Annotated in this window: 12 protein-coding genes; 4 read left to right on the top strand and 8 right to left on the bottom strand. The window is 63.0% G+C overall.

The features are described from left to right. Positions 1-158 precede the first annotated feature (158 nt). The 4 genes from RVY76_RS18275 to RVY76_RS18260 all read right to left on the bottom strand — a co-directional run bounded on the left by RVY76_RS18275 (position 159) and on the right by RVY76_RS18260 (position 5,867). Complete coding sequence (locus RVY76_RS18275; protein ID WP_317377990.1) at positions 159-1,622, bottom strand: calcium-binding protein; 1,464 nt, start codon at positions 1,620-1,622, stop codon at positions 159-161. A gap of 240 nt (positions 1,623-1,862) precedes the next feature. Beyond that, entirely contained in the window at positions 1,863-3,689 is a 1,827-nt protein-coding gene (locus RVY76_RS18270; protein ID WP_317377988.1) for a M10 family metallopeptidase, read from the bottom strand. Positions 3,690-3,801: 112 nt separating this feature from the next. After that, positions 3,802-4,815: an NAD-dependent epimerase/dehydratase family protein gene (locus RVY76_RS18265; RefSeq protein WP_317377986.1), complete on the bottom strand. Its 1,014-nt coding sequence runs from the start codon at positions 4,813-4,815 to the stop codon at positions 3,802-3,804. A gap of 50 nt (positions 4,816-4,865) precedes the next feature. Further along, positions 4,866-5,867 (bottom strand): replication initiator protein A, encoded by a 1,002-nt coding sequence (locus RVY76_RS18260; protein ID WP_317378032.1) that lies wholly within the window; start codon positions 5,865-5,867, stop codon positions 4,866-4,868. Between the two features lie 466 nt (positions 5,868-6,333). Here RVY76_RS18260 and RVY76_RS18255 point away from each other — a divergent pair, with 466 nt between their 5' ends. Together RVY76_RS18255 and RVY76_RS18250 are read left to right on the top strand one after the other, a co-directional pair. Beyond that, positions 6,334-7,710 (top strand): AAA family ATPase, encoded by a 1,377-nt coding sequence (locus tag RVY76_RS18255; RefSeq protein WP_317377985.1) that lies wholly within the window; start codon positions 6,334-6,336, stop codon positions 7,708-7,710. Between the two features lie 300 nt (positions 7,711-8,010). Then, positions 8,011-8,286 (top strand): hypothetical protein, encoded by a 276-nt coding sequence (locus RVY76_RS18250; protein WP_317377983.1) that lies wholly within the window; start codon positions 8,011-8,013, stop codon positions 8,284-8,286. A 509-nt stretch (positions 8,287-8,795) separates the two neighbouring features. Here RVY76_RS18250 and repB read toward each other — a convergent pair. Beyond that, on the bottom strand, positions 8,796-9,710 hold the full coding sequence (gene repB, locus RVY76_RS18245) for a plasmid partitioning protein RepB (RefSeq protein WP_317377981.1): 915 nt from the start codon (positions 9,708-9,710) through the stop codon (positions 8,796-8,798). After that, complete coding sequence (gene repA, locus RVY76_RS18240; RefSeq protein ID WP_317377979.1) at positions 9,700-10,902, bottom strand: plasmid partitioning protein RepA; 1,203 nt, start codon at positions 10,900-10,902, stop codon at positions 9,700-9,702. The genes repB and repA overlap by 11 nt, the downstream gene beginning before the upstream one ends. A 171-nt stretch (positions 10,903-11,073) precedes the next feature. Here repA and RVY76_RS18235 point away from each other — a divergent pair, with 171 nt between their 5' ends. Both RVY76_RS18235 and RVY76_RS18230 read left to right on the top strand, forming a co-directional pair. Next, entirely contained in the window at positions 11,074-11,334 is a 261-nt protein-coding gene (locus RVY76_RS18235) for a hypothetical protein (protein WP_317377977.1), read from the top strand. Between the two features lie 291 nt (positions 11,335-11,625). Then, a complete protein-coding gene (locus tag RVY76_RS18230) occupies positions 11,626-12,144 on the top strand; it encodes a VPLPA-CTERM sorting domain-containing protein (protein WP_317377975.1) in 519 nt (172 codons plus the stop codon). 96 nt (positions 12,145-12,240) lie between these two features. On the opposite strand, the gene RVY76_RS18225 is transcribed toward RVY76_RS18230, so the two are convergent. Next, positions 12,241-13,089 (bottom strand): CpsD/CapB family tyrosine-protein kinase, encoded by an 849-nt coding sequence (locus RVY76_RS18225; RefSeq protein WP_317377973.1) that lies wholly within the window; start codon positions 13,087-13,089, stop codon positions 12,241-12,243. A gap of 19 nt (positions 13,090-13,108) precedes the next feature. Further along, positions 13,109-14,671: a GumC family protein gene (locus RVY76_RS18220; RefSeq protein ID WP_317377971.1), complete on the bottom strand. Its 1,563-nt coding sequence runs from the start codon at positions 14,669-14,671 to the stop codon at positions 13,109-13,111. Position 14,672 lies beyond the last annotated feature (1 nt).

Genomic DNA, 14,672 nt, shown 5'->3' with positions numbered 1-14,672 from the left:
TGCCGGACTTGGCGTGCATCCGCCTCTCGGAGGCTATGGCCTCGATCCCGTTCGGAAAACCCCTGACGGTCCGGATCACCCTTGCGGAGGGCCAGAACGAAAGAACCCGCGCGGGGGAATGCCCTCCGCGCGGGTCCGCAGACCTTAGATGGCCGCGATCAGAAGTCGTAGGTGATCGCGTCCGCGAGACCGTTCGTGGAGCCCACGCCGAAGAGCTCGAACGAGGTGTCGCCGAAATCGAAGACCACGTTACCGGCTGCATTCACGCTGGCAAACTGGTCGACGACCTGCTCGGCGCTCGGAGCGGTTCCGTCGAAGAGCGACCCGGCGAGCCCCAGAGTGTCGCCCTCGGAGAGCGAGAAGCCACGGATATCGTCGTCGCCCTCGTTCGCACCGAAAACGAAGGTATCGGCACCGCGACCGCCATAGATCAGGTCGTCGCCGCCACCGCCGCGGATCACGTCGTCGCCACCGCCGCCGAAGATGGTGTCGTTGCCGCCTTCGCCGAAGATGCGATCGTCGCCCGCGCCGCCCGAGATCTCGTCGCGACCGGCACCGCCGCCCACGATGTCGTCGTCCTCGCCCGCGCCGATCGTGTCGTTGCCGGCACCGCCCTGAAGCGTGTCGTTGCCGAACGAGCCCCAGATCTCGTCGTCGCCTGCACCGCCATCGATGGAATCGTTGCCGCGGAACCCGCCGAGCGTGTCGTTGCCCGCCTCGCCCATCAGCGTGTCGTTGCCGAGCGATCCCCAGACCTCGTCGTTGCCTGCGCCGCCCCAGATCTCGTCGTTGCCCTCGAAGCCGCCGAGCGTATCGTCGCCGCCGCCGCCCATGAGCGTGTCGTTGCCGTAGGAGCCCCAGAGCTCGTCGTCGCCGAAGCCGCCATCGAGGCTGTCGTCACCGCGGAAGCCGCCGAGCGTGTCGTTTCCGGCATTGCCCATCAGGGTGTCGTCGCCAAGCGCGCCCCAGAGCTCGTCGTTGCCGTCGCCACCCTCGATCTCGTCATTGCCGTCGCCGCCGCCGAGCGTGTCGTTGCCCTCGTCGCCGATCACGGAATCGTTGCCCGTTCCGCCGAAGAGCCGGTCGTCGCTTTCGCCACCATAAAGGATGTCGTTACCCGCACCCGCATAGATCTCGTCCTCCTCCTCACCCGCGATGAGGAAGTCCGAGAAGGCCGAGCCATAAATCGTCACCGGCGCATCGAAATCGAAGAAGATGGTCGAGAATTGCTGACCCGACATGGTCAGCGCCGCGTTCGCATCGCGTGCGTTGATGGTGAGCGGTTCCTCGGACAGAAGGTCCTCGAGTTCGTCGACATCGCCTTGCTCGAGCAAGTCGTCGATCGCGTCGCGGAACTCGTCGCCGTCCCAGTTCATGTTCGAGAACGTACCGACCGTCCGTCCGTCACGCTCGAACCGCAGGCCCGTCACCCGGTCGAAGCTCGGATCGCCGAAGGAATCGTAACCGATGCCGCGTCCTTCGACGGTAACCCTGTATCCGGTCGAGGTGTTGAAACCCACGTAGCGGGTCGAGTTGATCGAGACATCTTCGATATCGCCGCCACGGACGTTGAACGCGGAGAAGATGAACTGCGAGTCGGGACCGAAATAATCAATTCTCATCTGAGACACCTTTCATGCTGACGCCGGCCCGCCTTCATAACACGAAGGACGTTACCGTCGATTGCCGAGGTGATTAACTCTTTCCAGCCTACCGAGAAAGTCTGAATCTCCGGCCGTTTCCCAGTCGGCGACAATCTCCGTCACGAAGGCCTTCGCGGCGGGATTGTATCGCATCACGCGATTCACCCGGATCGGCCTTCGGGCGGCGGAGGCCAGGCCGTCCTTCCGCCGCCCTCCGGATCAAGCGATGTCGATTGCCGCCTCGAACCCCGAGAGGCTTTCCACATCCAGAAGCACGAAGGAGACGTCGCCGAAATCGAAGACGATGTCGTCGCCCTGCCTGGAAGCGAATGCGTCGATGACCCCGTCCGCGTCGAGCGTGCCCGACCAGAGATCCGCGTCGAGCGACAGCCGGTCCCCCTGACCGAGCGAGAAGCCGTTGATCCTGTCCCGCCCCTCGTCGCCGTCGGCATAGACGAAGGTGTCTGCGCCCGAGCCTCCGAAGATCACATCGTCACCCGCGCCGCCACGGAGCGTGTCGTCGCCCGCGGCCCCGTAGAGCGTGTCCTGCCCCGCACCGCCCGCGATCAAATCATGCCCGAGACCGCCCGAGACGACGTCGTTGCCGGTACCGCCGTCGAGCGTGTCGTTCTCCGTTCCGCCGCCAAGCTGATCGTCACCCGCACCGCCGTGGAGATAGTCGTTCCCCGAGGCGCCCCAGATCTCGTCGTGGCCCTCCTGACCGTGGAGGACGTCGTCGCCGTCGAAGCCGCCGAGCGTGTCATCACCCGACCCGCCCCAGATCGTGTCGTCGCCCTTCGCGCCCCACAGCTCATCCTCGCCCGACCCGCCGTCGAGGACGTCGTCGCCATCGAAGCCGCCGAGCGTGTCGTTGCCCGCGCCTCCGCGCAGCACGTCGTGGCCCGTTCCGCCCCAGAGCGCGTCGCGGCCGCCATCGCCCTCAAGCGTGTCGTCACCGGTGCCGCCGCCAAGCGTGTCGTTGCCCGCGCCTCCGCGCAGCAGGTCGTTGCCTGCACCGCCGTAGATCGCGTCGCGACCCTCGCCGCCCGAGACCTCGTCGTCGCCCGCGCGCGTGGAGATCATGTTGTCCGCGTCGTTGCCCGTCACCGTGTCGTCGCCCGATCCCGTCACGAGATCCTCGATGATCGTGCCGCGCGCGATACCGAGATTGCCGATCGCACCGCCGATATCGGAGAAGGTTCCGTCTTCAAGCGAGATACGATCGTCGGTTTCCGAGAAACCCAGGGAAATACGGTCGTGTCCGTCGCGGTCGTAGAGGGTCAGCGCAACCTCGACCCCTTCGGTCAGCAGACCACGCGACGCCTTTTCACCCGCGAACGTATCGAAGAAGGCCCCGAGATAGCCGTCGAGGGTCGTGCCCGCCCCCCAGACCGTGTCGCCCGACGTGGCCGAGCCCTTGCCCGGCGCACCGTAGAGCGACTGGATCGCTAGGATGTCGGCCATCATGGGCGTGAGGGTCGCGGCCTTCGTCGCATCGACGGAGGTGTTCTGCTCCTGATCGAAATACGACATGATCGTGATCTGCCAGCTGTCGTTGGCGAAAATCTCGTCCGTGCCGTAGGTGGCCGAGGCGTCGTAGAGTCCCGGATGGCCAAGACCCAGGGCATGGCCAAGCTCGTGCATGTAGGTGGAGAAGGCGTAGCCGTCGATGCCGGTCCCGTAGACCTCGAGCCAGTCGGTCGAGATGTTGACCATGCCCGCGATCGCCTCTCCGTTCGACGGGTAATAGGAGGTGATCCCGCCCATGGCACCGGGCTGATCGTCGTCGAAGACGATCTGGGCCTTGCCGGAGGTCTCGACGAAGGTGATGTCGGCCACCGCCTCCCATGCCTCGAAGGCCCACCGGGCGAGCTTCTGCCCGTCGGCCGTCAGCCCCCCGATATCGACCGTGATCGTGTTGCCGAAGGACGCGCTGCCGGCACCCTGGGCATCCCAGTATCCATCGGTGAGATAGCGCGCGATCTCATCCAGGGAGCCGTTGGAGGCCGAGGCGAGAGGACGGAACGAGGGTGCTGAACTGGGCATCAGGGAAACTCTTTAAGGAACGATCGGACCCTATGATGATCCGTGGAAGTGAAAAAACCCTTTCCCCCGCCCCGGCGGGCATCCACCGGTACCGGTACCGGTGGGCGGCCGTTCATTGCCGATAATAATCGCGGTACCACTCGACGAAGGCCGCGATCCCGGTCTTGAGATCGGTCTCGGGCGCGTATCCCGTGAGCCGGCGCAGGAGACCCGCATCCGCCCAGGTGGCGGGCACGTCGCCCGGCTGCATCTCGACGGGGTTGCGGATCGCGCGACGTCCCGTCGCCGCCTCGATCGCATCGATGAAATCGCCCAGGGGGATCGCGCGCGAATTGCCGATATTGACTACGCGGAACGGTGCCACGGGAGAGAGGCTGTCGCCTTCGGGTGGACCATCTTCTCCGGGACGCTCGGGCGCGGTGTCGATCAGCCGGACGACCGCCTCGACGAGATCCTCGACATAGGTGAAGTCGCGCGCCATTCGGCCATGATTGTAGACGTCGATGGGACGCCCCGCGAGGATCGCTTCCACGAACTTGAAGAGCGCCATGTCGGGACGGCCCCAGGGCCCGTAGACGGTGAAGAACCGGAACATGGTCGTGGGCAGGCCGTACAGATGCGCGTAGGAATGGGCCATCGCCTCGGTCGCCTTCTTGGTGGCGGCATAGAACGACATCTGATGGTCGGCGCGGTCGGTCTCGACGTATGGCATGTCGACATTGGCACCGTAGGCCGAACTCGTCGAGGCCAGCAGCATGTGACGGGGCGGGTGGGCGCGTGCGGCCTCCAGTATCTCGAACGTGCCCGCGACATTGCTCTCGAGATAGGAGCGCGGATTCTCGAGCGAGTAGCGCACGCCCGCCTGGGCCGCGAGATGGACGATGATGTCCGGCCGCGTCTCCTCCATCAGTCCGTCGAGAAGGCCCGGCGTCTCGACGCGGGCCTCGACCGCGCGAAAGCCCGGATCCTGCAGCAGCATGGCGTGACGGCGGCGTTTGAGCGCGACGTCGTAGTAATCCGTCATCGCGTCGAGCCCCGTCACCTCGTACCCTTGGGCGAGGAGCCTCCGGACGAGATGCAGGCCGATGAAGCCGGCCGATCCGGTGACGAGGGCCTTGGGTCGCATGGGGCGGGTTTCCTTTGGTAAGCAGTGACGGAGCGCGCGCCCGCGGGCGCTCATCCCTTATCGCGCGCCGCCTTGGTCCGGCACCAGCCCAGAAACGCGCGTTCGGGTGCAGCGAGCCTCTCGCGGCCCGATGCCTCCCACCAGGCGCGCCATTCCGCCTCGAGCGCATGGACGTCGCGGCCGGGCAAGATCGCACGCGCAGCCTCGAGCGTGTCGCCGGACATGGGCGCGGGGCCGGTGCCGGGGGCGGGACCCGCGCGGCGCGGACGCACGCGCAGCCGGTCGCCCGGCAATTCCTCGAGCGTGTAGTCGGGCAGATGGTCCTCGGCGATGATGCGTCTGAGCGCCGCGCGGAAGACCCGGATCGGCGCGGTCGATCCGGCCTTCAGGTGCAGAACGCCCACCCCCACCTGCCAGTCGGGCTGGCGTCCACAATGCTTGCGCGCAAGTTCGTAGATCCGGCGTTCGAGCGGTTTTCTCAGACGGAAGTAGTCGCGGCTGAGCGTCAGCACGGATTTCGACAGGACCGCGCGATAGAGCCATTCGCTGAGCGTCACGCTGACCGAGACCATGCGCCCGCCCCGCGCCTTGCGCACGATCTCCCAGCTCTCGATGAGACCGAAACCCGCCGTCGTCTCCTGACCTCCGGTCTCGATATTGGTGGTGATGCGGGTGCCCGCGAGCCTCTCGAAGGCCTGGACGAGACGGGCATAGCTGTCACCCGACGTATCGCGGTTCGTGGCCATCAGCAGATCGTGAGCACGAAGCCTGAGATGCCGCGACACGGCGCGGCCCGCATTGATCGCGGCCATGAGTTGGCTCACGCAATAGATGAGGATGTCCTTGTCATGGATCGTGGCGCGGCCGCGCACCGAAGGTGTCACCGTCACATCCGTGCCGTTGTGGGTGTAGCTCAGGATTCGCCGATCGGGCTTCGTCGCAAGCGAGAATATGGGATGCTCCATCGTGCCCAGATCATTCTTCGGGCGCGCGCCGAAGACGTCGCACAGAAAGAAGTCGCCGGGAGGGCCTCCGGCCTTGGAAAGGGTCATCGTCTCTGCCTCGCGCCGTTCGGCCAATCCACCCGCGATCGGCGTCGTTTCTGCCGCGCCAGCCTTTCGGGGGATCAGTGACACCCTAGACATATCCACAGGTCTGCGTCCAGCCGGCGACCGGTGGATCGGAATCGCGACGGCGTTGGATCAGAGTCGCACTTTCGTCGGATCAGAGTCGGATGGGACCTTCATGCCGATTGATTATCACTCAACCTCAGTGGGTTGAGGCGACTCCAATCCACCGAAGATTGTTCGTAACGATTCAACTAACAAATCTAACTAGAAAAAAGGCTTGGACGCCTGTCGATTCCACCGGATCCACACAAAATCAGCACCGGGCACAGCTATGAAAACAGGATATTCACTCAAGATGTAATGCCATTGATATGATGTACTCCATATTTGCATATGTAATATGAAATAGCGTACATTGCCGATACCGCCTTACATTGAAAGCAAGCTGATGCCCCCTGCCCTGCCACCGTATTTCGGTCTCGACCCTGATGCCGCTCTCGCTGCACTCCCCGCCGAAACAGCGATCGAAAGCTTCGTCGGAATCGCCCGGGCCGCCGCGTCCGGGCGCCAAGATCTCATCCGGCACACTGCAGCTTCCTTCCTGATCAAAGACGATCTGCGGCTTTTCTCGACATGGGAGATCACCCGTTATCTCATCCCGATCGCCCAGGGCCATTTCCGTCGCGTGCTGAAGCAGAACCCCGCCTTGCCCCAGGGCCGGTCCGACACTCCGGGTGGTGCAAGGTGGTTCACCCTCGAGGAGGTCATGCAGCTCAAGGCTCACTTCGGAGAAGAGGGATCGAAGGCCAAGGAATACCTGCCCTATCGCCCGGCGGGGATGCAGGCCCGGATCTGCACGCTCGCCAATCTCGTCGCGAGTACCGGCAAGACCACTAACGTCGCGCATCTCGCAATGTCGGCAGCGCTCGACGGCTACAAGGTGCTCACGATCGACCTTGACCCTCAAGGCGGGCTCGGCGTGATCCTTGGGCGTCGAGCCGAGAATGAATGGCAGACGGTACTGCCCCTCCTCGCAAAGCACTATGCGCAGCATCTGCGATCCGAGAACCAGCGCAGGCTTGACCGCGGCGACCCACCCGTCCCGCTCGACGATATGCTCGATCGCGCGCTCGGAACCAGCGGCTCCGATCTTGTGCAGCCGACACGTTGGCCGAACTTGGATCATATCGGCGCGCATCTCGATCTCGCCCGGGCCGAGTTGCAGATCCCTGCCTGGCAGATGCAAGGACGTAGCTGGAAGCCCTGGAACGCGCTCAAGGAGATGCTCGCCTCGGAGGGGCTGCTCGATGCCTATGACGTCGTACTGATCGATACTGGACCCAGTCTCGGGACGCTGACGATCGGAGGAGTCGCAGCGGCCGATATCCTGTTTGTCCCCCTCGGGGCGACGCTGGACGATTTTGACGCGACGACACGGTTCCTCAAGGCGCTCCACGCTACGTTCCGAATGATTGAAGACAGCGAGAACCAGGCTGCCCGTGCGCTTGGTCGGGAGGAGACGCGATTCTTCTGGGATGCGGTTCGCCTCCTCGTCACCCGCTACGACGAGGCCACACAAGCCGAGAATGCCGCGCTCATGCAAGCAAGCCTCGGGTCCGCGCTTGTCCCGAGGCGGCAGGCACTGACACCGCTCATCGGTCAGGGTGAAGGGCGTGTCAGGGCCGTCTACGAGGCGGATTACCGCAACTTTAACCGAGAGATCTACAGCCGCGCCCGGGAATCCTTCGACGCAACTTATGCGACCTTCAAGCAGCTTCTCATCGGAACCTGGCGACGCGCAATCGAAGCAACGGGCCCGGAATGATCGAAGCCCCTACCCGGCCCAATCTCCTCTGATCTTGACCGCGGTCAACCAATTCACGCGCGAAATATCGGCCTCCGCGCGGTCGCGCGGACAACCTGATAACCGTTCTTGGCGATCCAACGTTGCGATGCCGAAGCGACACTCGCCCATAATCTGAAGGAGACCGCCGATCACGTTCGACCCAACGAGGAAACGAGCGCGGATGACAATGTCCGTTCAGCATTCGACCTGCAAGACATAGGTTCGACTTAGCTGATCCGCGACTGGCTTGGGCTCGGCACCAATGGGATCGAAAGACTGATGTCGAGCCTCAAGATGCACGGGCAGCAGGTTCCGATTGAGGTCATCGATCTGGGCGAAACGATGCAGCCGCGATACTGGCTTGTTGCTGGCTGGAGAGGGTTTCACGTTCTCAGAGGACTGTTCGCAAACCCGGCGCAACCTTTGACGATTCTGGCATTCCTGCGCATGCCGGCTGAATTGGGAGAAGCCTATCTGGCAATGGTCGAGAAGAACGAGATTTGCGTGGCCTCGGATACTATGAGCGCGCGCATCGTTATAAAAAGTGTTGAGTAGGGTGCCTTTCCCAGTACGAGGCCTCGGTCTCATGATCGCAAGGGTGCTGAATTAGGATCCAACTTCAGAGCGAGTTTGGGATGTTCACTCAACTATACGCTCGCCACCGACAGCGCTGGCGAGCAGGCCGTAATCGTCTGGCAGCACGCTCGCCTATACGCATTATGTCAACGTCAGCACTCTGTTAGATGGCCCCGATCTTGATAGGCCGTTCCACCGAGACCTGCTCGATTAGCTGACCGCTCGCTAACTCAAGGACTGACGGCCCGACTTGTACCGCGGTACAAAGATCACGCAGGAAAGAAGTCGGTTACCCCGCACTCCACGGCTTGATCCGGCCAGTTCGTCCTGAGGACTTCTTTTTTGGTAAGAGATTTGTACCGCGGTACAAATTCAAAGGGCGATCCAGGCCGCTTTCGGCAACAACCACGATGGTTAGCTGATATGGGAAGTTAAGCGGACCCAGAGCCCAAGGTGCGAAAACTTGTACCGCGGTACAAGTTTCAGCCTCAGACTCGTGGAGTCTTGGTCCAGCGATCGAAGAGCGTGTCGCCCTCTTCCGCGAGCCAGTCGAGGAAGGCTCGATCCTCTTTCGATGCGGTAGTGAAAGTCAGCGATCCGCCACGTCGAAGTAGCGTCACACGGCCTTGCGCAAGCGCTTGAGGGGCAGGGGGCGGGGCACGTTCGGCCTTGAGTTGGAGCGCGGCAAGTGCCGCGGCAAAACGTTCGGCCGATCCCGCGACGCCTTCGGTCGCCCGGATCGCTGTTTTGCGTCGTCCGGCATCCGCCCGCGTACAGAGATCGGCTATCTGCACCCATTGTCGCCGCCCCACGCCATGGGCGGGTCCGATCGCGTCGACGAGCGCATCCGGCACATCGCGTAGCACTGCGCCCATGCGGCTGATCTCGGTGCGCGGAATGCCAAGCGTCTCGTCGATCATCGTAGGGCGTAGGCCCGAAGCGCGGAGCTGCTGAACGAAGACCGCCTTTTCGATGAAGCTCGTCTCAAGGCGTTCGTTGTTTTCGAGGCCTTGGGCCACAATCGCTTCCTCGTCGTCGAGCTGGCCAACCAGCGCGCGGACGGGGATGCCCAATTCACGGCAAGCTGCGATGCGCCGACGCCCGTAGACCGGCTCGAACTCGTGCTCGCCCTCCGGTGTCGCGCGCAGCAGGACCGGAATCTGCTGTCCCGCCTCGCGAATCGAGGAGACGAGCCCCGCGATATCGGCACTGGCGTCGAAACGGTCGGCGAAGCGGGATTGGCCGATCCGATCGGTCTCGACCTCCTGGATAGATTGGTTGCGGAGCTCGTCGAAGGTCTCGCGGAAGCGGCGGACATTGGGGCTTGAGGATTTCGGCGCACCGTCGGCTTCGCCCGCGAGTGCACGGCTCATCCCCGCCGAGAGGAGTCCCTTACGCGCCATGATCTGCTCTCCCCCAGGATGCGTGTATGAGGCCTTCGAGTTCGCCCGTGACGCGATCTACGGCGTCCCAGGCCCGCTGATAGGTCTGTCGGTGGAAGTTCGACGGATCGACCTCGACGATGGATTCGGACGTGGTCGCGGCATCTGCGATGGCTGTCGAGAGGTAGAACTCGTTCGTCATGACCGCGGTCTCGAGGATCGACCGCAGATAGCCCGCCACCTGCACCGACGGCTGGTCGGTCGGATTGTAACGGGTGATGAGATACTTGATCCAGTCATAGGGTCGCTGTCCCTTCCGCCGTTCGATCACGCCCATCATCTCGCCCGTCATGCCGAGGAATGTGCCAAGGCTCATGACGTCGACGAAGGAAGCGGTGACCGTCACCAGAAGCGAGGTCGAAGTGAAGAGAGAGGCCATGACTGCGAAGGACATCTGCGGCGGGCAGTCGAAAAGGATCACGTCGTAATCGTCGCGGATTGGGGCAAGCGCTTCTTCGACGCGCAGGAAGAACGGGGCCTGGCGCTGGTCGTTGGCCGCGGTCTCGTGCTCGAATTCCATGATCTGCATGCTTGACGGAATGAGGTCGAGCCGCGGGATATGCGTGGGTCGCACGACGTCGCCGATCTCGATCGGTCGGCTCTCGGACACGCCGTCTTCGGGATAGCGGATCGCATGATAGAGCGTTGCCATGTCGGGTTCGCGTTCGGGGATGATCCCGAAAAGCTGCGTGAGGCTCGCCTGCGGGTCGAGATCAATGGCGAGCGTGCGGTAGCCGCGCATGGCGAGCGCTTGGCTCAGATGCTGGGTCGAAGTGGACTTGCCGACGCCGCCCTTGAGGTTGATTGCGGAGATGATTGCGGGGGCTTCGCCTTCCTGTCGGCGGGTGACGTGGCGGGAATCGAGCTTGCCCTGATCGATCAGCCGGTCGCGGATGGCGTGGATCTCGGAGGCGGTGAAATGGCGCCGCGTGCCTCTCAGCATCGTGCCCTGCGGCAGGTCCGCATTAGTACGCAGGATATGGCGCAGGGCGTTCTGGCTCACCCCGATCCAATGGCAGGCCTCCTTGAGCGGGAAGGGGCGCAGCATCCGCGCCTTCGCCGGTTCGAGCAGCCTGTCGCGATGCTGCACGAGTTCGTCGGCGATGAGCGCCGCATGGGTCTCGAGCGTGCTCGATCCGCTGATCCCGGTCATGTCCTGCCTCGATCTGGTTCGTGTTTTTCTCCGCGTAACACGTTTTTCTTAGCGCAACACGGAAAATGCTTAAGGCAGTCGGAAAGACCTCCGTACGGAGAAAAAGGCGGCCTTTAACCCCCCGCGGTCGATGGTCGGATCTGCGACAACCCGATAGAAGGACGCTTCGCCATGCCCGACAAGTTCGCCGATCTCACGAAGGGGCTGTCCTCGCCCCCGACCGCCATCATGTCGATCACTCCCGACGACGATCGCGATCTCAACCAGCCGACACGCGCGATCAATGTGTCTTCCGCCGGAAACCTCCGTGTCACCACGACCGAAGGTACGACCGGAACCGTCTTCGTCGGTGCGGGTATCGCATTTCCGCTTCGCGTCGTACGGATCTGGGCGACGGGAACGGATGCGGAGGGAATAAAGGGGCTCTACTGACCTGTCACGCAGCGTAATTCCTGACGTGACGCAACGTGATATTTGCGATTAGTAAACAAATCGTAAATTTTCTGGAACCAGGGTGGGAGCCGGTTGTTGCCACCTTGTTCCGCGTCGCTCTACGGCAAGTCGTTATGACTCTGTCGAGATGAACTGCGCGCAGTCAGATTGTTGCGTAAAGGTTTGAGATGAAGATTTGGCGACGGGGAACTCATATAGGTCCGATCGGTGGAGCGTGCCCGAGACGCGTTTCGAGACATCGGCGGACCCCATCCAATGTTTGAGGTAACCATGCGTAAAATCCAGACCATGATTGCAGCGGCAGCGCTCGCAGCAATCCCCGCCGTCTCCCAAGCCGTGACCGTCGTGACGAACATCAACGACGGCCCGGCGATCAACAACGTTTCCGAAATGCCGTTCGCGTTCAGCGGGTTCACCCGTTCGGGCGAGCCGGGCGGTACCTATACGTTCAACTTCTTCAACGACCTCGACACGCCCGTTCTGTTCGGCACGACCGCCTTTGCCGGTCCGAACATCGTCGAAGGCGTTACCCTGAGCTTCAACGACGATATGGCGATCGACATTCCCGCCAATTCCGAAGCTTCCGTCGATCCGATCTTCGCGGCAGGCGAATCCTTCTCGCTTACCTTCGATTATGGCTCGACCGGTGAAAGGCCGCTTGGCCGCTTCGGATTTGCCGTCAACGTGGCCGCTGTTCCGCTTCCGGCCGGCGCACTTCTTCTGACGACCGCGCTCGGTGGTGGCCTCGCATTCGCGCGTCGCCGCAAGGCGAAGGCCGAAATGGTCTGATTCGACCGCGACTTAGCGATACGAAAAAGCCGGCGATAACATCGCCGGCTTTTTTATGTCTGCAGAATGCCGTGAAAGCCTGTTTCCGTTCAGCGCTCAATAATAGTCGTAAGCGGCCGTCGATCCGCCTTGGCGGCTCTTGTTGAGCACCACGCCCATGACTTGAGTCTCTTGGGCGATCAGGCGCTCGCATTGATCGATTTCCTTGGCCGTCGTCTCGCCTGCCGCAGCGATGATCAGCGCACAATCCACATGGGTGAGAAAAGCCATCGCATCGTCGTTGGCAAGAAGCGGTGGCGTATCGAAGATCGTGACGTCCGGCGCGTAGTCCTTGTCGAACTGCGCGAGGAGCGGACCCACCGCGCTGCCGAGCAGCACGTCCGAAGCTTGCGCCTCCGTGGAAGAATTGGTCGCGAAGGCAAGGTTCGGAAGGGCGAGGATTGCGGTATCGGCAAAGCTGCTCCGGGAATCGAAGAACCGAGCGACCGAACGGTTGGCGGGATCGATGCCCAGCAGCGTCTCATGACTGGGGCGGCGCATATCGGTCTCGATCGACACGATCTTGCGATCGGGTTGGCGCGACATGCCGAAGGCGAGGTTCAGCGCCAGCGTGCTCTTGCCACATCGGGGTGTGGGAGAGGTGATGGCGATCCGTCGCCAGCCGTTTTCGCGCATGCGCTGCAGGATCCTGGTCCGCAGGATGTCGAAAGGCGTGGAATCGCGGTTCGAGCCGACCGACAGGACCCGATTGCGGATCAGCGTCTCGGCGTCGATCTCGGCGGCACGCAGATCGTTCCATCTTCCTGCATCGGAGGTCTGCGCGGCTTGCGAAGGGGACGCAGCCACATGATCCGGATCGGCGGGAGAGGGGTCGGCGATGCGCCCCGTCGTATCCCGCTTCGCCCGCGCCTTGGCGATCGCGGCCTGGAGTCGTTCGGTCGTCATTTGAAAGGGCCCTCGATCATCAGAGGTTGAGCGTATCCCGGACGCGCTCGGCCACATTCTCGAAGACCGGTTGCAGGGAGGTGATGTTGCGGTCCACGAACCACAGGAGGGCGGGGATCCCCACCACGAGCAGGGCTGTCAGCACGGCGAGACGCATGCGGCGGGTCCTGACCTCTTCCCGGGTCTGGATGTAGGGAATGGTGGCGAGCGTATCGATACCGAGAGCGTTCTGAAGATCCTGCGGGCGACGGATCGCCGAATTGAGGATCTCCATGAGCACGATCAGTGCGATTCCCGCCGCGAGCCCCGCACCGAGCCCCGCGGTCGCGATGAACGGCCGGTTCGGGCTCGAGGGTGAAGACGGACGGGTGGCCTGCTCGATCACGCTGATCCGCTGGCCCTTTGAGAGCGACTCGATCGTGTTGCCCATGTCGGCCCGGGCACGGTTCGTGACGGCTTGGTTGTACTGCGCCTGAAGGTTCTCGTATTCGCGTTCGAGCGAGTTCAGCGTCACGGCATTGCCGGGCGTGGCCTGGATCGTCGCGGACAGATTCTCCATCTGGTTCTCGATCGCTGTGGATTGCTCTTCCACGTTCTCGATCTGGGTGTCGATATCGGCGATCTGGATGTCGTAGAGCGTGGGCGCGGTCCCGCCGCTGCCTTCGGATTGCGAGGAACCCGCAGCGGGCATCGATCCCTCGATCGCCGAGATGCGGCTGCGCAGCAAGTTGAGGCGTGGATTGGTATCGGACAGCACACCCGCCAGCTGGGCGTATTCGTCGCGAAGCTCGGCCAGCCGCGCTTCCTGTGGGCTCATGTTGCCGCCCTGCTGCTGGGCGAAGCCGACCCGGCCCGTTTCCTCGAAGAGGGTGACGAGCTGCCGGCGTCGTTCGCGCAGGGCATTGCCGTCGCGTTCGAGTTGGAGAAGACGCTCCTGCAGGGCCGCCTGCTGGGAGCGACGGAATTCGAGAGAATCAGGCAGTGCCTGAAGATTGCTTTCTTGGAAGTCCAGAATGCGCTCGCTCACGGCCGAGAGCTGTTGTTCGAGCCTGTCGACCTCCTGCGTGAAGAAGTCGAGCGTCTGCGTCGCCACCGAGGTGCGCATCCGCACGTTCTGCTGCAGGATCTGGGTCACGATATCGTTGACGACCTGCGCGGTGATCTGCGGCGTAGTGGCATCGAAGCTTACCGTAACGATCATCGCCTCCGTGGGAGAGCCGCCCCCGCGGGTGCGGATCGAGATGCGCTGGCGCAGATCGCTTACCTTCTCGTCGGCGGTCATCGAGGCGGCATCCTCGACGCCTGCATAGATGTTCAGCCGGTTCGCGAGCTCCAGAAGCACGTCACGCGACAGAATCCGCTGCTGGATGATCTGCAGCATCTCGTTCTGGCTGGCCTGAACGGTGGAGGAGGCGAGATTCTCGGGGATCTGCTCGGATTCCACGATCAGCGTTGCCTGGGCGCTGTAGACGGGCTGCTGCGAGAGCGCCACGACCACGCCCAGTACCGCCCCCACGACCGCGAAGGCGATGAGCAACGGCAGCCGCCGAAGGAACAATCCTAAATAGAACCTGAGATCCATC

Source organism: Palleronia sp. LCG004 (assembly GCF_032931615.1).
GTDB lineage: Bacteria > Pseudomonadota > Alphaproteobacteria > Rhodobacterales > Rhodobacteraceae > Palleronia.
Note: the sequence above shows the minus strand (reverse complement) of the source record. Positions and strands in the feature narration are given on the sequence as shown.